Source organism: Dactylosporangium sp. NPDC049742 (genome assembly GCF_040674675.1).
In the GTDB taxonomy this organism is placed as follows: domain Bacteria; phylum Actinomycetota; class Actinomycetes; order Mycobacteriales; family Micromonosporaceae; genus Dactylosporangium; species Dactylosporangium maewongense.
The window spans coordinates 39632-59715 of sequence record NZ_JBFANF010000056.1; the positions used below are offsets into that span (position 1 = coordinate 39632).

General features: G+C 71.9%; 16 protein-coding genes and 1 tRNA gene. 5 read left to right on the plus strand and 12 right to left on the minus strand.

Translation table 11 applies throughout. The annotated features are described in order from the left end of the window. Positions 1–32: 32 nt before the first annotated feature. Both glmU and AB0J72_RS44470 read right to left on the minus strand, forming a co-directional pair. Positions 33–1502: a bifunctional UDP-N-acetylglucosamine diphosphorylase/glucosamine-1-phosphate N-acetyltransferase GlmU gene (gene glmU, locus AB0J72_RS44465; protein ID WP_363411310.1), complete on the minus strand. Its 1470-nt coding sequence runs from the start codon at positions 1500–1502 to the stop codon at positions 33–35. A 44-nt stretch (positions 1503–1546) separates the two neighbouring features. Then, a tRNA-Gln gene (locus AB0J72_RS44470) sits at positions 1547–1621 on the minus strand. 207 nt (positions 1622–1828) lie between these two features. Here AB0J72_RS44470 and AB0J72_RS44475 point away from each other — a divergent pair. Beyond that, on the plus strand, positions 1829–2791 hold the full coding sequence (locus AB0J72_RS44475; RefSeq protein WP_363411312.1) for an acyl-CoA desaturase: 963 nt from the start codon (positions 1829–1831) through the stop codon (positions 2789–2791). 88 nt (positions 2792–2879) lie between these two features. Further along, positions 2880–3482 carry a TetR/AcrR family transcriptional regulator gene (locus AB0J72_RS44480; protein WP_363411368.1) on the plus strand — a complete coding sequence of 201 codons (603 nt, stop codon included), beginning with the start codon at positions 2880–2882 and terminating at the stop codon, positions 3480–3482. 52 nt (positions 3483–3534) lie between these two features. Here AB0J72_RS44480 and AB0J72_RS44485 read toward each other — a convergent pair whose 3' ends face one another. The 5 genes from AB0J72_RS44485 to AB0J72_RS44505 all read right to left on the minus strand — a co-directional run bounded on the left by AB0J72_RS44485 (position 3535) and on the right by AB0J72_RS44505 (position 8549). Beyond that, a complete protein-coding gene (locus AB0J72_RS44485) occupies positions 3535–4005 on the minus strand; it encodes a DUF4383 domain-containing protein (protein WP_344503870.1) in 471 nt (156 codons plus the stop codon). 20 nt (positions 4006–4025) lie between these two features. Then, on the minus strand, positions 4026–5834 hold the full coding sequence (locus AB0J72_RS44490; RefSeq protein ID WP_363411314.1) for an ABC-F family ATP-binding cassette domain-containing protein: 1809 nt from the start codon (positions 5832–5834) through the stop codon (positions 4026–4028). Further along, positions 5835–6734: a 4-(cytidine 5'-diphospho)-2-C-methyl-D-erythritol kinase gene (locus AB0J72_RS44495; RefSeq protein WP_360568495.1), complete on the minus strand. Its 900-nt coding sequence runs from the start codon at positions 6732–6734 to the stop codon at positions 5835–5837. A 64-nt stretch (positions 6735–6798) separates the two neighbouring features. Further along, positions 6799–7695 carry a 16S rRNA (adenine(1518)-N(6)/adenine(1519)-N(6))-dimethyltransferase RsmA gene (rsmA, locus tag AB0J72_RS44500; RefSeq protein WP_363411370.1) on the minus strand — a complete coding sequence of 299 codons (897 nt, stop codon included), beginning with the start codon at positions 7693–7695 and terminating at the stop codon, positions 6799–6801. Continuing rightward, complete coding sequence (locus tag AB0J72_RS44505; RefSeq protein ID WP_363411316.1) at positions 7692–8549, minus strand: TatD family hydrolase; 858 nt, start codon at positions 8547–8549, stop codon at positions 7692–7694. Before AB0J72_RS44505 ends, rsmA begins: the two co-directional genes overlap by 4 nt. 70 nt (positions 8550–8619) lie before the next feature. On the opposite strand from AB0J72_RS44505, the gene AB0J72_RS44510 reads away from it, so the two are divergent. After that, entirely contained in the window at positions 8620–9813 is a 1194-nt protein-coding gene (locus tag AB0J72_RS44510) for a hypothetical protein (RefSeq protein WP_363411318.1), read from the plus strand. Positions 9814–10696: 883 nt separating this feature from the next. Here the strand turns inward: AB0J72_RS44510 and AB0J72_RS44515 are convergent. The 3 genes from AB0J72_RS44515 to AB0J72_RS44525 all read right to left on the minus strand — a co-directional run bounded on the left by AB0J72_RS44515 (position 10697) and on the right by AB0J72_RS44525 (position 14065). Continuing rightward, the gene (locus AB0J72_RS44515; RefSeq protein WP_344503876.1) at positions 10697–11137 is read right to left on the minus strand and encodes a MarR family transcriptional regulator; all 441 of its coding nucleotides are present in this window, start codon (positions 11135–11137) and stop codon (positions 10697–10699) included. Between the two features lie 75 nt (positions 11138–11212). Beyond that, positions 11213–12397: a PP2C family protein-serine/threonine phosphatase gene (locus AB0J72_RS44520; protein ID WP_363411320.1), complete on the minus strand. Its 1185-nt coding sequence runs from the start codon at positions 12395–12397 to the stop codon at positions 11213–11215. Positions 12398–12496: 99 nt separating this feature from the next. Beyond that, entirely contained in the window at positions 12497–14065 is a 1569-nt protein-coding gene (locus tag AB0J72_RS44525; protein ID WP_363411322.1) for a phospholipid carrier-dependent glycosyltransferase, read from the minus strand. Positions 14066–14094: 29 nt separating this feature from the next. Between AB0J72_RS44525 and rsmI the strand changes: the two genes are divergently transcribed. Beyond that, entirely contained in the window at positions 14095–14925 is an 831-nt protein-coding gene (rsmI, locus tag AB0J72_RS44530; protein ID WP_363411372.1) for a 16S rRNA (cytidine(1402)-2'-O)-methyltransferase, read from the plus strand. Between the two features lie 152 nt (positions 14926–15077). On the opposite strand, the gene AB0J72_RS44535 is transcribed toward rsmI, so the two are convergent. Continuing rightward, entirely contained in the window at positions 15078–15971 is an 894-nt protein-coding gene (locus AB0J72_RS44535) for a hypothetical protein (RefSeq protein WP_363411324.1), read from the minus strand. A gap of 108 nt (positions 15972–16079) precedes the next feature. Here AB0J72_RS44535 and metG point away from each other — a divergent pair, with 108 nt between their 5' ends. Further along, on the plus strand, positions 16080–17843 hold the full coding sequence (gene metG, locus AB0J72_RS44540) for a methionine--tRNA ligase (RefSeq protein ID WP_363411326.1): 1764 nt from the start codon (positions 16080–16082) through the stop codon (positions 17841–17843). Between the two features lie 5 nt (positions 17844–17848). Here the strand turns inward: metG and AB0J72_RS44545 are convergent, their stop codons facing one another. Then, positions 17849–20077, minus strand: coding sequence for a SpoIIE family protein phosphatase (locus AB0J72_RS44545; RefSeq protein ID WP_363411328.1), 2229 nt, complete (start codon positions 20075–20077; stop codon positions 17849–17851). Between the last annotated feature and the right edge of the window lie 7 nt (positions 20078–20084).

Here is a 20084-nt window from a genome sequence, read left to right on the forward strand (position 1 = left end):
GGTTTCGCCCGCTCCCGATCTCGTGGTTGGGCTCATTGTTCGTCGGATGGCCCCGCATCGGCCACCGAGGCGGGCGCGACGTGGTTTTCTTCACGTGCGAGGGCGTCGCGCGCGGCCTGCGCGGCGGCTGTGCCAGGTCGCTTGCGCTCCACCCAGCCCTCGATGTTGCGTTGGTTGGCCCGGGAGACACCGAGCGCGCCGGGTGGCACGTCCTTGACGATCACGCTGCCGGCGGCGGTGTAGGCGCCGTCGCCGACGTGCACCGGGGCGACGAACATGTTGTCGGCGCCGGTGCGGGCGTGCGCGCCGATCACCGACCGGCGCTTCTGCACGCCGTCGTAGTTGACGAAGACGGTCGCGGCGCCGATGTTGGTGCCCTCGCCGATCTCGGCGTCGCCGACGTAGGACAGGTGCGGCACCTTCGCGCCGTCGCCGATGTCGGCGGCCTTGGTCTCCACGAACGTGCCGACCTTCGACTTGCGGCCGAGCCGCGTGCCGGGGCGCAGATAGGCGAACGGGCCGACCGACGCCTGCGGCCCGATCTCCGAGGACAGGGCGTGGGTCCGCACGACGGTCGCGCCCTCGCCGACGATCACGTCGATGAGCGAGGTGTCGGGGCCGACGACCGCGCCCTCGCCGATGCGGGTCGCGCCGCGCAGGTGCGTGTTGGGCTCGACGACCGCGTCCCGGTCCAGGGTGACGGTGACGTCGATCCACGTGGTCGCCGGGTCGATGATCGCGACGCCGGAGCGCATCCACTCGTCGTTGATCCGGTCCCGCATGATCGCCCGCAGCCCGGCGAGCTCGGCGCGGTCGTTGGCGCCGAGGGTCTCGGTGGCGTCCGGGGCGCGGTGGGCGACGATCGGCGCTCCGGACGCGGCGAGCAGGCCGATGACGTCGGTGAGGTACTCCTCGCCCTGGTCGTTGTCGGTGGAGAGCTTGCCGAGCATCTCGCGCAGCCGCTCCGCATCGAACACGTAGGCCCCGGAGTTGATCTCGCGGATGCCCCGCTGCGCGGGCGTGGCGTCGCGCTCCTCGACGATGGCCGCGAACTCGCCGCCCCGGTTGCGCACGATGCGCCCGAGGCCGGTGGGGTCGTCGACCTCCGCGGTCAGCACGGTCGCGGCGGCCTTGGTGCTCTCGTGCGTGTGCACGAGCGCGCTGAGGGTCTCCGCGCGCAGCAGCGGGATGTCGCCGTTGAGCACGACCACGGTGCCGGTGAGGTCGGGCGTCTCCTCCAGCGCGATGCGCACCGCATGACCGGTGCCGCGCTGCTCGATCTGGGTGACCGGCACGGCGGCCGGCGCGATCTGCTCCAGGTGGGCCCGGACCAGCTCACCGCCGTGGCCGACGACCACGGTGGCGGCGCCTCCGATTGCCTCCTCGGCGGCGGCGAGCACGTGGCCCACCAGGGTCCGGCCGAGCAGCGGGTGCAGCACCTTGGGCAGGGCGGACTTCATCCGCTTTCCCTCGCCGGCGGCCAGGATGATCACGTTTCGCACGGGCGCGCTCCTCGACGGTGTCGGTGCGCCTCATCGTAGTCAGGTGGCTGGGGTGCCAGGATTCGAACCTGGACTGCGAGGCTCCAAAGGCCTGCGGGCTGCCGTTACCCCACACCCCAAAGATCTGCCTGTGCAGCCTACCGGTCGCGTCGATCCGGCTCGTATCGAGGCCGGTTCCCCTCACCCTCTCGGCGGGTCAGCCGATGTTTGCGGACGAAGATCACATAAGACTGCGGGTAATCGGCTTGACACAGAGCCAATCTGGCGAACCTACGCTTCCGTAAGTTACGGTGACGTAGGCGTAGCGTCGATCCCTGAGAGGTAGCATGTCCGCTGTACTGCTCGATCCCGTCCCTGGTCAGACCCCTGAGCGCGGGCCAAAAGCCCTGACCGAGGGGCGCCAGAGCGCCGGTATCCTGATCGCCCTCTGGGGATTCGTCGTCCTGCCGTTCGCCGCCCTGCTGGCGGCCGTCCCCGTCGCCTGGGGATGGGGACTCACCTGGCTCGACGTCGCGCTCGGCACCGTCTTCTACGTGATCGGCGGGCTCGGCATCGGCTCGGGCTTCCACCGGTACCTCACCCACGGCGCCTTCAAGGCAAACCGTGGGCTGCGCATCGCACTGACCATCGCCGGCAGCACCGCGATCGAAGGCAGCCCGACGCAGTGGGTCGCCGACCACCGCCGCCACCACGCGTTCTCCGACCGGGAGGGCGACCCGCACTCGCCGTGGCGCTTCGGGGAGTCGTTCGGCGGCCTGCTCAAGGGCCTCTTCTACGCCCACGTGGGCTGGCTGTTCCACCGCGAGCTGTCCAACCGGGAGCGCTTCGCCCCCGACCTGCTGGCCGACAAGGACATCCGCCGCATCGACAAGCTCTTCCCGGTGATCGTCGCGCTGTCCGCGACGCTGCCCGCGATCATCGCCGGCCTCGTCACCTGGTCGTGGCAGGGTGCGCTGTCGGCGTTCTTCTGGGCCGGCATCGTGCGGATCGGCCTGCTGCACCACGTCACCTGGTCGATCAACTCGATCTGCCACGTCTACGGCGAGCGCCCGTTCGAGACCCGCGACGGCGACAAGGCCAGCAACTTCTGGCCGCTGGCGATCCTGTCCTTCGGCGAGAGCTGGCACAACCTGCACCACGCCGACCCGACCTGCGCCCGGCACGGGGTCGACAAGGGCCAGATCGACATCAACGCCCGGCTCATCTGGCTCTTCGAGAAGCTCGGCTGGGCCACGGACGTGCGGTGGCCGAAGCGGGACAGGCTGGACGCCAAACGGCTGGCACGATGAGCGGGTGACCGACCTTCCGGAGGAAATCCCGCACGTCCAGCGCAAGAGCCCGCCACCGCCGCCGGCCCTGCCGAAGTCACGGGTGCGGATGTCCGCCGCCCAGCGCCGCGAGCAGCTGATCGCCATCGGGCGGGCGCTGTTCGCGGAGCGGGGGTTCGACGCCACCTCCATCGAGGAGGTGGCGTCGCGCGCGAAGGTCTCCAAACCCGTCGTCTACGAGCACTTCGGCGGCAAGGAGGGGCTCTACGCGGTGGTCGTGGACCGCGAGGTCCGCAACCTGCTGGACCGGCTCACCAACGCGCTGACCGGCGGCCACCCGCACGAGCTGCTCGAGCAGGCGGCCCTCGCCCTGCTCGACTACATCGAGCACGAGACCGACGGCTTCCGGGTCCTGGTCCGCGAGTCGCCGGTGATGTCGCCGACCGGCAACTTCATGAGCGTCCTCAACGACGTGGCGCACCAGGCCGAGCACATCCTCGGCTCGGAGTTCAAGCGCCGCGGCTTCGACCCGAAGCTCGCCGAGCTCTACTCGCAGGCGCTCGTCGGGATGGTCGCGCTCACCGGCCGCTGGTGGCTGGAGGTGCGCAAGCCGCGCAAGGAGGTCGTCGCGGCGCACCTGGTCAACCTGGCCTGGAACGGGCTGTCCAACATGGAGGGCAAGCCCACGCTCGTCACCGGCCAGGGCAAGTGACGCGGAAGCGGCGCCCCGGACGGGTCCGGGGCGCCGCTTCGCTGCCAGAGGCTCAGGCGGTGCGGGGGCTGTGCCGCAGGTGCTCCTCGGCGTCGGCCGCCGAGGCGCTGCCGACCCGGTCGTAGAGGCTGGCGGTGCCGGTGATGCCCCCGAGGATGAACGTGACGATCACGTTGACCATCGAGAACGCGAAGATGTTGGCCTCGGTCTGCATCAGCGCGAGCGACGCCATGCCGACCACGGTCAGCACGATGCCGGCGAGCTGGTTGACGTAGTGCGCCAGGTTGCGCCCGACGAGGTTCGCGCCGAGGACGACGACCCCCGCGGCCAGCGACAGCAGCGAGAAGGCGGGGTTGGTGCGCAGCCCCAGGACCCACTCCGCCCCGTCCATGCCGGTGAACTGGTTGCCCGACGTCTGGACGAATCCGACCACGCCGAAGACCAGCATGTAGAGACCGGCGACGACGCAGAGCAGCCGGTACAGGGGCCGGAGGTGGTGGTTGATCGGAAAATGAGCGGCCATGACGGCATTCTAGGCCCGGGTCATCCCGCGATCTCGGCGAGGGCGAGCCATTGCTCCTCGATGAGCGCCTTCTCCTCCTGTACCGCGCGCAGCTCGGCGTCCAGTGAGGTGATCTTCGCGTAGTCGGTCGCGTGCTCCGCCAGCTGGGCGTGCAGCGCCTCCTCCTTCTGCGTGAGCCGGTCCATGCTGCGCTCGAGCTTCGACAGCTCCTTCTTCGCGGCCCGGGCGTCCTTGTCCGACGTCCGGAGGTCAGCGGCCTTCTCCCGGCCGGCCGCCGCCGCGGGGGCGGCTCCGGTGCCGGTGCCGAACCCCTCCGCGGCCCCGGCGGTGCGCTCCAGGTACTCGTCGACGCCGCCGGGCAGGTGGACGAGGTTCCCGTCGCCGAACATGCCGTAGACGACGTCGGCGACCCGCTCGACCAGGTACCGGTCGTGGCTGGCGACCACGATCGTGCCCGGCCACGAGTCCAGGAGGTCCTCCAGCGCCGCCAGGGTGTCGATGTCGAGGTCGTTGGTGGGCTCGTCGAGCAGCAGCACGTTGGGCTCCGTGGCGAGCAGGCGCAGCAGCTGCAGGCGTCGCCGCTCACCGCCGGACAGGTCCGCGACCGGCGTCCAGACCCGGGCGCCGCTGAAGCCGAAGACCTCCGCGAGCTGCGCCGCGGTCAGCTCCCGGTCGCCGAGCTTGACCCGCTTCGCGACCTCCTCGACCGCCTCCAGCAGCCGCAGGCCCGACGGCAGCTCCTTGAGCTCCTGCGACAGGAACGCGGCCCGCACCGTGCTGCCCCGCAGGAGCCGCCCGCCGTCGGGGTCCCGTACACCCGCCAACACCCGCAACAGGGTCGTCTTGCCGGCCCCGTTGGCGCCGAGGATCGCGATCCGGTCGCCCGGCCCCACCAGCCAGTCCACCTCGGACAGCAGGGTCCGCTCACCGGCCCGCAGGTCTACCTTGGACAGTTCGTAGACCTGCTTGCCCAGCCGCGTGACGGCGAGCCGCTGCAACGACACCGTGTCGCGGGCGGGCGGCACGTCGGCGATGAGCGCGTTGGCCGCGTCGATGCGGAACTTCGGCTTGCTGGTGCGGGCCGGCGGGCCGCGCCGCAGCCAGGCGATCTCCTTGCGGAGCAGGTTCTGCCGGCGGGACTCCGCCTCGGCGGCGACCCGCAGCCGCTCCGCCCGGGCCAGGGTCCAGGCCGCGTAGCCGCCCTCGTAGGCGCGGACCGTCGCGTCGGCGACCTCCCACGTGGTCGTGCAGACCGCGTCGAGGAACCACCGGTCGTGGGTGACGACCATGAGCGCGCCGCGGCGCTGCAGCAGGTGCCGCGCCAGCCAGGCGATGCCGGCGACGTCGAGGTGGTTGGTGGGCTCGTCGAGGATCAGCAGGTCGGCGGGGCGCACCAGCAGCGCGGCGATCGCGATGCGGCGCCGCTCGCCGCCGGACATCGGCCCGACGGGCGCGTCCAGGCCGAGGTGCGGCATGCCGAGCCCGTTGAGGACGGTGCGGACGCCGGCGTCGCCGGCCCACTCGTGCTCCGCGGCGAACGCGGCGGGCAGCCAGGCGGTGCCGATGATGACGTCGCGGACCGTGGCGGTCGGCGGCAGGTCGAGGTTCTGCGGCAGCGCCGACACCCGCAGGTCGCGCCGGTGCGTGACGCGGCCCTCGTCGGGCTCCTCCGCCTTGGTCAGCATCCGCAGCAGGGTCGTCTTGCCGGCCCCGTTGAGCCCGACGACGCCGATGCGGTCGGCGTCGTCGACGCCGAGGGACACCTCGTCGAAGATCCGCCCCGCCGGGTACGTCTTGCCGACCTTGTCCAGGTTGATGATGTTTGCCATCTACAGCACTCTCGCTCCGGGCACGGGACCGACGGCGGTACGCACCGCGCGGCAGCAGTTGGCGGCCTCCAGGTCGGCCGCGAGCAGCGCGGCGTGCCGGGCGTCCTCGGCCAGGAAGACCACGGTCGGGCCGGAGCCGGACACGAGCCCGGCCAGGGCGCCGGCGTCGAGCCCGGCGTCCAGGACGCCCCGCAACTCGGGCCGCAGGTGCAGCGCGGCGGCCTGCAGGTCGTTGGCGAGGTGCTCGGCGAGCACGTCGGGGTCCTTCTGCCGCAGCGCGGCGAGCAACCCGTCGGGCGTCCCCGCCTCGCTCTGCGCGCCCAGCTCGTCGAACGTCTTGTAGACCGTGGGGGTCGACAGGCCCTCCTCGGCGACGGCGAGCACCCAGTGCCACGCGTGCCCGCCGGTCAGGATCGGGCTGACCAGCTCGCCGCGGCCGGTGCCCAGCGCGGTGCCGCCCAGGACCAGGAACGGGATGTCGGAGCCCAGCGTCGCGGCGATGCCGGCCAGGTCGTCGCGGGACAGCCCGGTCCCCCACAGCTGGTCGCAGGCGACCAGCGCGGCGGCCGCGTCGGCGCTGCCGCCGGCCAGGCCCGCGGCGATCGGGATCTGCTTCTTCAGGTGCAGCCTGGCGTGCGCGTCGTGGCCCGTCTCCGCGGCCAGCGCCCGCGCCGCCCGGATGACGAGGTTGTCCTCGCCGAGCGACAGCTGCCCGGTGCCCTCGCCCTCCATGGTGAGCGTCAGCGTGTCGCCGCGGCGGGCGGTGATCTCGTCGTACAGCCCGATCGCGTGATACACGGTGGTCAGCTCGTGGAACCCGTCCGGGCGCGCGGCACCCACGTGCAGGTGGAGGTTGATCTTCGCGGGCACGCGGACCCGGACCGGTCCGTGCGCGGCCAGGCGCGGCCGGTCGAACTCCTCGTCGTCGTCTTCGGAGAAGAGCGGCTCGGTCACGTGGTGCACCCTACCCGTGCGACGGCTGCGCCTGCCGCTGGCTCGCGATGCGCGTGAAGTCATGCACCGTGAGCTGCTCTCCCCGCGCGCCGGGGTCGACGCCGGCGGCCCGCAGGATCCGCTCGGCGGCGTCCGGCCCGCCGGCCCAGCCCGCCAGGGCGGCCCGCAGCGTCTTGCGGCGCTGCGCGAAGGCGGCGTCCACGACCGCGAAGGTCGCCTTCCTGCCGGCGTCCGCGCCGACGGCCCCCGCGTCGCCGGCGTCCGCGCCGACGGCCTCCTCGAGCGGGGTCTCCCGCCGGGTGAACGCGACGAGACCCGAGTCGACGTTGGGCACCGGCCAGAAGACGCTCGGCGGCACCTTGCCGGCCTGCTTCGCCGTCGCGTACCAGGCGAGCTTCACGCTCGGAACGCCGTAGACCCGGCTGCCCGGGCCCGCCACGAGCCGGTCCGCGACCTCCTTCTGCACCATGACCAGGCCCTTGCGCAGCGACGGCAGCGTGGCCAGCAGGTGCAGCACGACGGGCACGGCGACGTTGTACGGCAGGTTCGCCACCAGCGCGGTCGGCTTCTGGTCGACGTCGACCCGCAGCGCGTCGCCCTCGATCACGTGCAGCCGCCCGGCCTGCTCGGGAGCGAACCGCTGCGCGGTGGCCGGAAGCGCCTTCGCCAGCACGGGGTCGATCTCCACCGCGCAGACCTTGTCCGCGACCTCCAGCAGGCCCAGGGTCAGCGAGCCCAGGCCCGGACCGACCTCCAGCGCGACGTCGTCGGCGCTCAGCTCGGCGGCGCGCACGATCCGCCGGACGGTGTTGGGGTCGTGGACGAAGTTCTGCCCGAGCTGCTTGGTCGGCCGCACGCCGAGCTCCGCGGCCAGCTCCCGGATCTCCGCCGGGCCGAGCAGCGTCATCGCCATTCGCCGAACGCGCGGGTGCCGTTGGCCGAGATCGCGGCGCACAGCGTGTCCAGGTCGTGCCCGGCCACCTCGGCCAGGGCCCGGACGGTCAGCGGGATCAGGTAGCTGGCGTTGGGCCGGCCACGGAACGGCACCGGGGTCAGGAACGGCGCGTCGGTCTCCACCAGCAGCCCGTCCAGCGGCGTGATGGCGGCCGCGGCGCGCAGGTCCTTCGCGTTGCCGAAGGTGAGCGTGCCGGCGAAGCTCAGCAGGTACCCCCGGTCGAGGCACTCCCGCGCGAACGCCTCGTCGCCGGAGTAGCAGTGCAGGACGACCTGGTCCGGCGGACCTTCCTCGTCGAGGACCCGCAGGATGTCGTCGTGCGCGTCGCGGTCGTGGATGACGAGGGTCTTGCCGTACCGCTTGGCGATGCTGATGTGCGCCCGGAAGCTCTCGTGCTGGGCCTTGCGGCCGTCGTCGCCGGTGCGGAAGTAGTCCAGCCCGGTCTCGCCGATCCCGCGGACCCGCGGGTGGGCGGCGAGCCGCTCGATCTCCCGCAGCGCGCCGTCCAGGTCGGCCTGCCGCGGCGCGTCGTTGGGGTGCAGCGCGACGGTCGCCACCACGTCCGGGTGCTCCTCGGCCACCTGTACACCCCACCGCGACGACTCCACGTCGACGCCGACCTGCACGAGGCGGTCGACCCCGGCGGCTTTCGCTCGGTCCAGCGCGTCCGCGACCGTCGACGGGCCGTTTTGTCCGTCACCCTCAAGGGTGATGTCGATGTGGGTGTGACTGTCCAGCACTGCGACCGGCAATGCTTCCGGCGCAGGGGGAAACTCACCCTGCCGACTGTGTCTTCTCGCACTCATCGGCCATAAGCATGCCACCTCGGGTTCCGCGTTCACGATTCGTTCACCAGGCGGTCTTAGCGTCGCGAAGGTGACAGTCATCGGGCATACGGCAGGGTCCGCGACCCACAGCGTGACGCTCGACGGGACCACCTACCCCGCCGAGGAGATCGCGCAGGGCGCGGCGTTCGAGGTGTACGCGACGCAGCCCGCTCCCGGCTTCCTGCCCAACCCGCGGCCGGGCGCCCGCTGGCCGTTCCGCCGCTTCGTGCACGTCACGGAGGTCGTCGCCGGCGGCCTGTCCGTGTACGAGGACGAGCCGCTGCTGATGCCCGTCACCCGCACGCTGGACTGGACCGGCCTGCACAAGCTCACGCAGACCCCGTCCGCCGCCGAGTGGATCGCCCCGATCCGCCGCACGGCCACGGTCCGCCGCGGCACCCGCATGATCAAGTTCCTGACGGGCCGGCAGCTCGGTGGCCATCTGCGCGGCTGGCCGATCAGCGGTTTCTGCTACCGCGCCTTCGACGTCGCCCACCTGCGCACCCCGCAGGACCTGGCGATCCTCAGCTCGTCCTCCTCCCCCGAAGACGTCGTCTTCGCGATCCGCTGGCGGGCCGTGGACCCGTGGGACTACGACGTGCCCTTCGCCGACTCGTACGGCGGCCTGGTCTCGATGCCCCCGCACGACCGCCTCGGCTCCCCCGTCATCGGCACCGGCTTCAGCCCGAGCGGCCGGCACATCGTGCCCGAGTTCGTGACCCGCGACCTGGCCGAGCTCCCCGTCCCGGCGAACACGTCCCTGGTCGCCTACACCAGCGACGGCACCGAGGTGACGCTCTACACGTACTTACCGGAGCAGCGCGCGTGGAGCCGCATGCACGGCCCGCAGTGGCGGCACCTCCTGCCCGACACGATCGCCGCCGACCAGGAGTACTTCCCGACCACCACTCCCCTGAGCCGGTACGTCGGCCGCTACCGCGACAACGTCTACGAGGCGATCGTCGACCCGCCGGGCGAGTTCCGGGTCGCGGCGAAGACCCGCGCCGCCCGCTACCCGCTGGACGCCCTGGCCCGCCGCGTCCCCTCCGCCACCTGGCGCGACGCGCCCTGCACCGTCATCCGCGAGGAGGGCGACTGGCTGCGCCTGCGCCTGAGCCGCCCCGACGGCGACGCGGTGGCCCGCCTGGGCGCCCACTGCGTGGAGCGCGGCCTCTACGAGGCCTGGGCCCCCGGCGCCGAGGTCACCGACGCCCGCGAGGAAGACCACTGGTTCGACCTGTGACGCGGTAATTCCCCCCACCGCTGCCGCGGCGGGGCCCGGCGGGGATTCTCACCCGCGGCCCCGATGCGCCGCTCCGCGACGCACTGCCCGCGCCGAGACGCGAGGCAGGCCAAGCGGCGCATGCGCGCCACATCCGGCGGCGGGCCGCCGCAGCGCCCGGGGCCCCATTGCTTCGGAAACCTCGAGCTCCCTGGGCTCCCATGCCCCCGGAAGCCCTCGATCCCGCTGGGCTGCACAAATCCCTTCCAGATCACGGAACCCGTCAGCCCCGTTCCGCCCCCAACCCAACCCAACCCGACAGACGTTGATCAATACCTCACATACCCTTGCCCGCGATAGACGTTGCGCGATCCACCCACATTTCGATCTCTGAATTGCAGGCGGATCGCGCAACGTCTATGTACAAAAGCCGCATAGCCGGGCATTGATCAACGTCTGTGGCGACGTGGGCGAACAGTAGCTGCCCGCACCGCCAGATCCGCCCCTGGGCCACAACACCTGACGCAGCACCACACACGGACCAGGCAACACCCCCGTCGCCGGCTCAACCACATGATCCAAGGACAACCCCGGCCGCGGACACAGCCACATCCGTCCCTGGATCACGGCGGCGGACGCGTCACCAGTGCCCGGACCCGGGCGACAGCGCCGTCGCCGGGACTCGACCGAAGATCCAAGGACAACCCTGGCCGTGCGGGCAACCAGAACCGTCCTTGGATCAAGCCGGGCACTCGCGGCGGCCGGCCACCGGATGCGGCGCGCATGCGCCGCTTGGCCTGGCTCGCGTCTCGGCGCGGGCAGTGCGGCGCGGAGCGGCGCATCGGGGTGCGGGTGAGAATCCCCGCCGGGCCCCGCCGCGAAGCGGTGGGGGGAATTACAGCAGCTAGCTGGCCTGGGCCTTGGAGGAGTCGGCGACGGGGGTGCCGGCGGCGTGGGAGAAGGACTGGAGGCCCTGGACCAGGGCGGCGCGGTCGTCGGGGGACATGCGGCGCAGGACGGCGGCGATCGTCTCCTGGCGCTGGCGGCCCAGGCCGTCGAGCAGGCGGCGGGCGGTGGGGGTGAGCACCAGCCAGACCTCGCGCCGGTCGCGGTCGTCGTTGGTGCGGCGCAGCAGGTCGGCGGCCTCGAGGCGGTCGCAGAGGCGGCTGGCGGACGACGGGGCGGTGTGCAGCGCGATCGCCAGCTGGGTCAGGTTGATCGAGCCGGCCTGATCGACGACGCCCAGGACGCGGAGCTGGGCGGCGGACACGCCGGAGTTGTCGTTGGCGGCGCTGGTGGCGAGCACCAGCGCCTGGCCCGCGGCGTCGACCAGGGCAGCGGCCATCGAGGCCGCGTCGTCACTGCCAGCCGGGTGCGGTGAGGGTCGGGTCCGCACGTCGTCCTCCGGGGTTCGCGGGGATCACGGGTCGGCTCTGGGCGACCAGTCGAGGCAGACGATCAGCGCATCGTCGGCGAGCTCTGCGCCTGCATGATAGTCACGCAGGCTCCGCATGACGCTGCTGATCGCCTCGGCCGGTGGTTGCAACCGCGTCGATCGTATGGCACGGCTCAACTCCCGCTCACCGTACGCGGCCTCGTTCTGCCGGGTGGCCGCATGCACCCCGTCACTCACGATGAAGATGCGATCACCAGCCTGGAGACGCTCCTGCTCCTCGACGTATCTGGTGTCGCCGAACATGCCGAGCGGCAGCTGCGGGTCGAGGACCATGTCGCGGACCTGGCCGCTGCGGACCAGGAGCATGCGGGGCGAGCCGGCGTCGATGATGCGCAGGTCGCCGGTGGCGAGGTTGAGCGACAGCAGGAGGGTCGCCACGTGGCGGGTGCCGCCGTACTGCGAGTAGATCGCGTCGGCGGCGAGGACGGCCTGGTCGGCGAGGTCGCCGGGGGCGCTGAGGCCGGTGGGGATCGACCGCCGGGCGTTGCGCATCGCGTTGACGGCGAGGGTGGTGAGCAGCGCGGCGTCCAGGCCGGTGCCCATCCCGTTGAGGGCGGTGACGGTGAGCCAGTCGCCGTTGACGGACCAGTCGAAGTGGTCGCCGCCGACGGCGTACGCGGGCTCCAGCTGCCCGGCGAGCTTCACCCCGGGCTGGTCGTAGCCCCGGGCGGGCAGGAGGTCCCACTGCATCTCGGCGGCCATCGTCAGCCTGCCGTTGCGGCGCCGGTCCATGTGGTAGCGGTCGGTCCGCCGGTACACCGCCTGCAACGCCACGGCGAAGGTCCCGGCCAGCTCGCGCAGCCCCTCCCCCGCCTGCTGCGCCCGGTCGGCGTCCAGCACCACGCTGAGCACGCCGACGCGCTCGCCCCACGCCGTGATCGGCAGGTGCAGCCGAGCCAGCGACTGCCCCTCACGGGCGTCCACGACGACCGTCTGGCTGGCGAACGCCCTGGTGGCCGACGCCAGCAGGTCGTCCGTTCCGTCAGGCTCGACGCCGCTGGGGGACAGCGAGGTCGAGCGGTAGTCGGCGAGCCACACGGTGCTGCTCTTCGTCCCGTGTGACGCGCTCAGGTGGGCGTCGAGCACCTCCACCAACCGATCCGGTGGTGCGGTGCGCAAAGCCTTCTCGATGGAGCCAACGCCGGACATGTGACCCTTCACCATCCGCGACCGAAGCCTTTGCTTGCCGTGCGGCAAATAATATAAGGCAGTCTGTCGAGTCAGGTGATACCCAGGCTCCCGCCGGAGTTACACCCAGCGAGAGCCGAGCCACATCCGGGAGAACCATTCGGTGTACGTAATGTCCATTCCACTATAGATCGGGTAGAAATAGGCGAAACATGCCGCTACGAGCAGTACGTACGCACCTGCCACGATCGAACCGATCAACCGGTGGTCGCTGGCGGGCTTGACGTGCCGCGGGGGTCCGATGATGGCGCCCAGGACGTACACCACGGCGAGGACCAGGAAGGGCTCGGCCGGCAGCGCGTAGAAGTAGAACATCGTGCGGTGCTCGGGCATCGACTGGAACCACGGCACGATGCCGGCCAGGGCGCAGACCATGATCAGCCAGGCCCGGCCGTCGCGGCGGGCGATCGCCAGCCAGCCGAGCGCCAGCAGCGCCGGCAGGAACGACCACCACAGCACGGGCGTGCCGAGCAGCAGGATCTCCGACGCGCAGCTGCTCGCGTCGCACGGGCCGTCGGTGTTCCAGTAGAACGCCACCGGGCGGCCGAGCAGCAGCCACATCCACGGCCACGACTGGTACTGGTGCTTCGAGCTCAGCCCGGTGTGGAACTTGTACGCCTCGTGGTGGTAGTGCCACAGGTTGAGCAGCGGATCGATGATCGGCCGGTCGCTCGGACGGCCGTTGGCCTGCGCGTACCAGTGCCGGAAGTAGCCGTCGTCGGACAGGAACCAGCCGGTCCAGGTCGCCAGGTACGTCACCAGCGCGAGACCCACCATGACGACCATCCAGCGGCCGTCGTCGAGGATGCCGTCCCGGACGCTGTGCCGCGACCCGGCCGCGCGGCGGGCGCTGATGTCGAAGATCAGGGTCAGCGCGACGAAGAGCAGCACGTACCACAGCGCGCTCCACTTGACGCCGCACGCGAGGCCGAGCGAGACGGCGCTGGCCAGCCGGTACCAGGGGACGCCGAGGCGAGGCCGGTTGGCCGGGCCGGGGCGGCTCGGGTCGACGCCGCGCTCCAGCGCCTCCAGCCACCTCGCGCGCCGCTGCTCGCGGTCCAGGACCAGGAAGTAGAAGGCGACCACGATCCAGAACATGAGGAAGATGTCCAGCAGCGCGGCCCGCGAGAGGACGAAGTGCATGCCGTCGAGGGACATCAGCAGGCCGGCGGTGGCGGCGAGGATCGTGGAGCGGAAGAGCTTCCGGGCGGCGAGGACGATCAGCAGGATCGAGATCACGCCGACCGTGACGGCGGCGATGCGCCAGCCGAAGGAGTTGTACCCGAAGATCTGCTCGCCGAGCCCGATCATCCACTTGCCGAGCGGCGGGTGGACCACGTACTGCGGGGTGTTGTCCTCGGGGTTCCATTCGACGCCGTGCTGGAGCAGGTCCCACGCCTCGTTGGCGTAGTAGACCTCGTCGAAGATCGTCTCGCTTGGATGTGCGAGGTTCACCATCCGAAGGAGCAGCCCGATCGCGGTGACCAGGATCGCCGCCAGCCAGAAGGCCGGGGTTGCGGGTCCGGAACGGGCGAGCCGGCGACGCACCGCGTCGGCGACCGGGTGGGCCGGGGTCGGCTCCACCGCCTGCGGCGGCGTCTCGCTTGCGTCGGTCAGCACCGAGGTCATTGCGCGATCGTAGGCGGTGGGATGCCACCATCGCACATGTGCCATTGATTCTGCTCGGGGCTCCTTTGGGTAATCCTGAGGACGCCTCGCCCCGGCTGCGCTCGGTCCTGGCCTCCGCCGACGTCGTCGCCGCCGAGGACACCCGCAGGCTGGGCCGCCTCGCCCAGCACCTCGGCGTGACCATCGGCGGCCGGCTCGTCTCCTACTTCGAGGGCAACGAGGAGCGCCGCACGCCCGAGCTCGCGGACCTGCTCGCCACCGGGGCGACCGTCGCCGTGGTGACCGACGGCGGCATGCCCAGCGTCTCCGACCCCGGGTTCAGGCTCGTCCGGGCCGCGGTGGCGTTGGGTGTACCGGTGAGCGCCGCCCCGGGCCCGAGCGCCGTCACGACCGCCCTGGCGGTGTCGGGACTCCCCTGCGACAGGTTCTGCTTCGAGGGGTTCCCGCCGCGCAAGCAGGGCGAGCGGCGCACCTACTTCGCGTCCCTGGCCGCCGAGCCGCGCACCCTGGTCTTCTTCGAGTCCCCGCACCGCGTCGGCGACACCGTGCGCGACCTGGCCGCGGCCTTCGGCGCCGACCGCCCGGCGGCGCTGTGCCGCGAGCTCACCAAGACGTACGAGGAGATCCGCCGCGGCACCCTCGGCGAGCTGGCCGAGGACGCGGAATCGGCCCGCGGCGAGATCACCCTGGTGGTCGGCGGGGCGCCGGCGGTGCCGCAGGAACGCCCCTCCGACGCCGCGCTGTCCGCCTCGGTCGCCGCGCTCGTCGCCGCCGGCGCGTCCAAGAAGGACGCGATCACCGAGGTGGCGACCCGCTTCGGCCTCCCCCGCCGCGAGGTCTACGCCGCCGCTCACGCGTGAAACTTCCGCCGCGATCCGGAACCACGACCGCACAAGGTCTTCCGGATCATGCGACGCCCCGTGTACGAATGCGCCCACCGCCGTGATCCGGAAGAGTTCGTGCTGCCAGAGCGACACGAAGTCTTCCGGATCACGAGGCAGCAGCGGCGCGGTCAGTAGGAGCTCACGAGGACGCCGAGGGCCAGGACCAGCGGGGCGGCGGCGGTGAGGGCGTAGGCGGCGAGGCGGGTGCGGAGGCGGCCCAGCCGGCCGGCGCCGGTGGCCCAGCACAGGGCGGCGCCGCACAGCAGGATCAGCGCCAGGCCGACGGTCCAGCGGACGCGCAGCCCGGTGGGGTTGCCGGCGTACGCGATCCGCCCGCCCTCGCGCATCCGGGCGTCGAGGACCGCGCCGGGAGCGTCGTCGGCGCCGACCAGGGGTACACCGGCGACCGCGGCACCCTTGTCGGGCTGGAACGTCACGTAGCAGCGGCGCAGGACGCCGTCGCCACGGCAGCGGGTGACCTGGGCGTGGCCGGCCTCGCCCTGGCCCATGTCGAGGAAGAACGGCTCGGCGCTGGTCCAGGCGAAGAAGCCGGCCAGCAGCGCGATCAGCAGCATCGCGGACAGGCCGGCCGCGGGGCTGCGCAGGCGCTTGGGCTTGCGCGGCAGGCGGACCGGCGGCGGGGACGTGCGGGCGGCGTCGCGCGGCTGGCGCATGACCCGCATCGCGGCCGGCGGCCACGCCTCGCCCGTGCCGGACAGCTGCCCGCCTGACGGCTGCCCGCCGGACAGTGAGGACAGCTGCGCCGCCGTCTCCTCCAGCTGGACGGTGGCCTGCTGGAGGTGCTCGATGACGGCGGTCGCCCCCGCGTCGTGCGCCGCGGGGTCGACGAGATCGGGAGCGAGGCCCGCGGGCTCGGCCGCCGGCACCAGGTCCGTGCCCGGCTCGTCGTGGGCCGGCGCCCGCACCGTGGTGGTCGACGTGGTCGGCCACAGCGGGAAGCCGTCGGCTGGTTTCGGTGGGATTCCGGCGGCCTGGCCCCGCCACCACGCTTCTTCGCTCACGTTTTCATTGGACAACGGGTCATACCGGAGATTTCGGACGTCCCCTAGCGTGTCGGGAGAAACCATCCGTTCGCCGAAGGTCAGGACGGGTCACTACGCTTTCAGCTCATGAGTCGTGTTCTCGCCGCGGTCGCCTGGCCTTATGCCAACGGGCCGCGCCACATCGGTCACGTGTCCGGCTTCGGAGTGCCTTCCGACGTGTTCAGCCGCTACATGCGGATGGCCGGCCACGACGTGCTGATGGTCTCCGGGACCGACGAGCACGGCACCCCGATCCAGGTCCAGGCCGACGCGGAGGGGGTGACCCCGCGCGAGCTCGTCGACCGGTACAACCGCGTCATCGTCGAGGACCTGCACGGGCTCGGCCTGACCTACGACCTGTTCACCCGCACCACCACCGGCAACCACTACCAGGTGGTGCAGGAGCTCTTCCAGGGTCTGCACGACAACGGGTACATCATCGCCAAGACGACGCTCGGCGCGCGGTCGCCGTCGACGGGCCGGACGCTGCCCGACCGGTACATCGAAGGCACGTGCCCGATCTGCGGCTACGACAGCGCCCGCGGCGACCAGTGCGACAACTGCGGCAACCAGCTCGACCCCGACCAGCTCATCAACCCGCGGTCGAAGATCAACGGCGAGACGCCGGAGTTCGTGGAGACCGAGCACTTCTTCCTGGACCTGCCCGCGTTCGCGGACCAGCTCAACGCCTGGCTCGACACGCGCGAGGGCTGGCGGCCCAACGTGCTGAAGTTCTCCCGCAACCTCATCGCCGACCTCCAGCCGCGCGCGATCACCCGGGACCTGGAGTGGGGCGTGCCGATCCCGCTCGACGGCTGGCGCGACCGCGACGACAAGCGCATCTACGTCTGGTTCGACGCGGTCATCGGCTACCTGTCGGCCTCGATCGAGTGGGCCCGCCGCAGCGGCGACCCCGAGGCGTGGCGGAAGTGGTGGCAGGACCCGGACGCCGAGGCGTTCTACTTCATGGGCAAGGACAACATCGTCTTCCACTCGGTGATCTGGCCGTCGATCCTGCTGGGCTACTCGGCGCCGAAGCCGGGCTCGCTCGGCGCGCTCAACCTGCCGACCGAGGTCGTGTCGTCGGAGTACCTGACGATGGAGGGCAAGAAGTTCTCCTCCTCCCGCCGGGTCGTCATCTACGTCCGCGACTTCCTGCAGCGGTACGACGCCGACGCCCTGCGCTACTTCATCGCGGTCGCCGGCCCGGAGGCGACGGACACGGACTTCACCTGGTCGGAGTTCCGCCGGCGCAACAACGACGAGCTGGTCGCCGGCTGGGGCAACCTGGTCAACCGCTCGATCTCGATGGCCGCGAAGAACTTCGGGGAGATCCCGGCCGCCGGTGAGCTGACGGCCGAGGACACCGCGCTGCTGGAGGCGGTCCGCGCCGGGTTCGGCAGCGTCGGCGACCTGCTGGCCAAGCACCGGCAGAAGGCCGGGATCACCGAGGCGATGCGGATCGTCGGCGAGGTCAACAAGTACTTCTCCGACCAGTCGCCGTGGAAGCTCAAGGAGGACAAGGCCCGGATGGGCACCGTCCTGCACGTCGCCCTGCAGGCGGTGCGCGACTGCAACACGCTGCTCACGCCGTTCCTGCCGCACGCCGCCCAGCAGATCCACGAGCTGCTCGGCGGCACCGGCGTGCACGCGCCCATGCCGCGGATCGTCGACGTGGAGGACCTGGACAACGGCCTCACGTACCCCGTCCTCACGGGCGACTACAAGGACGGCGCGACGTGGACGCCGGAGGCGATCGTCGCGGGCACGCCGCTGTCGGCGCCGACGCCGGTGTTCAAGAAGCTGGACGAGTCGATCGTCGAGGAGGAGCTGGCCCGGCTGCAGAGCTGACCGCGTTAGGGGATCTCCGCCCAGACGATCTTGCCGTCGGCGACGGCGCGGGTCCCCCAGCGGTCGGAGCTGCCGCGGACGATCTGCAGGCCGCGGTGGTGCTCGTCGTCGAAGGTCGGCTCGATCAGGAACGGCAGCCGGTTGTCCTGGTCGAACACCTCGACCGCGACGTGGGCCGGCAGCAGGTGCAGGCGCAGCTCGACGTGGCGGGTGCGGGCGTGGGTCGCCGCGTTGGCGAAAAGCTCCGCGACGACCGCGACCGCGGTGTCGGTGCGTTCGCCGGGCACGCCCCACCCGTGCAGGGTCTCCTGGACGAAGCGGCGGGCGGCGCGACTCTCGGACGCCACCGCCGGGTAGGCCGCGACCGCGGTCAGCGGCACCTCGGCCGGCGGCTGCCGGACGTAGAGGACCGCGATGTCGTCCTCGTGATGGGCCGGGTCGACCATCCCGGCGATGAGGTCGTCGATCGCGGCCAGGGTCGGCTGCGGGTGCAGGGCGATCCGCGCCTGGAGGTCGGCGAGCCGGTCCTCGATGTTGCGGTCACGCCGTTCGATGAGGCCGTCGGTGTACAGCAGGAGCGCCTCTCCCGGAGGGACCGCGACGACCTGTTCGGTGTACGGGAAGTCGGCCGTCCCGAGCGGCGGCCCGACGGGCCCGGTCAGCAGCCGGGTCGGCTGACCGGCCAGGACGCCGACGGCGGGCGGGTGGCCGGCGTTGGCGTAGCTGAGCGTGCCGTGCACCAGGTCGTAGACCGCGTAGACGCACGACGCCATCTGCGTGTCGTCGTCGGCCGCGAGCAGCGTGTTGAGCTGGCGCATGAGCTGGCCGGGGGCGAGGTCCAGCGACGCGTACGAGCGGATCGCCGTGCGCAGCTGGCCCATCACCGCCGCGGCGCGGATGCCCTTGCCCATCACGTCGCCGACGACGAGGGCGACCCGGCCGGCGGACAGCTGCACCAGGTCGACCCAGTCGCCGCCGACCTCGACGCCCTTCGCCGCCGGCAGGTACCGCGACACGACCTCCAGCCCGTCCACCCGCGGGATTCTGGGCAGGAGGCTGCGCTGCAGCTCGACAGCGGCGTCGCGCTGGCGCAGGTACATGCGGGCGTTGTCGAGTGCGACCGCGGCGTGCGCGGCGACGCCGACGGCGAGGCGCTCGTGCCGCTCGGTGAACCGGGCGACCTGCGGGTGGCCGAAGAAGAAGCCGCCGAGGACCTCGCCGGTGGAGGAGACGACGGGCACGGCCAGGTAGCTCACGACCTGCAGGTGCCCCGCCGGGATGCCGGTGTACGGCGGGTTGTGCCCGTAGCGCGGGTCCTTCCTGATGTCGTCGCTGCGCATGTACCCGACGCCCCGGAACGTCGGGTCGAAGACGCTGGTGTTGCGCGGCATCGGGAACTTCGCGAACGCCTCCCTGGACACCCCGGACAGCGAGTACAGCTGGTGCGACTCGCCGAGCTCGTCGGTGACCTTGTAGAAGAAGGAGCCGAAGGCCGCGCCGGTGAGGCTGGTCGCGACGTCGGTGGCGCGCCGCACGACCCGGTCGACGTCCAGCTCCGACGACAGTTCGGTGCCGACGGAGTGCAGCGCCTCGACGAGGCTGGTCTCCTCCCGCAGCCGGCCTTCCCGCTCGCGCAGCTCCTGCTGGCTGCGGCGCAGCCGTCCGGCGGCGTCGGCGAGCTCGGCGACGGTCCGCTCCAGCTGGGCCGCCTGCCGCTCGGCGGCCCGCTCCACGGCGCCGAGCAGGTCGCCGAACGCCTCCTCGCGGGCGGCGGCGTCCCCCGGGTCGGCGTGGCGGTGCAGGCCGATGCGGAGGTTGAGGACGATCAGCTCGAACAGGTCGGCGGTCTGCTGGTCGAGCCGGACGGTGACGCCGGCGAGCAGGTGGTGGCCGGCGCAGCCGACGGCCAGCACGGTCCGCACCGGATCGTCGTCGACCTCGCGCAGCTGCACCCCCGCGGGCATCGCACCGGGCGCCCGCCAGTCGCCCGTCGCACCCCACCCTCCGGCCGGAAGGACGCCGGCGGGCACGGTCGTGACGATCGTCTCCCCCGCGGCGAGGCGGAGCCAGGAGAAGGCGGGCGGGCCGGCGGCACCGTCGCGAATGCGTTCGTGAAGCAGCTCCGCGACGTCATACAGGGCGCCGGAAAGGTCGTCGCCCTTCGCCGCGACCGCACGCACCTCGGTCCCGCAGCGCACGATCTCGCTCAGGGAGAGGCTGTTGAGGTCGTACACCGGGCCT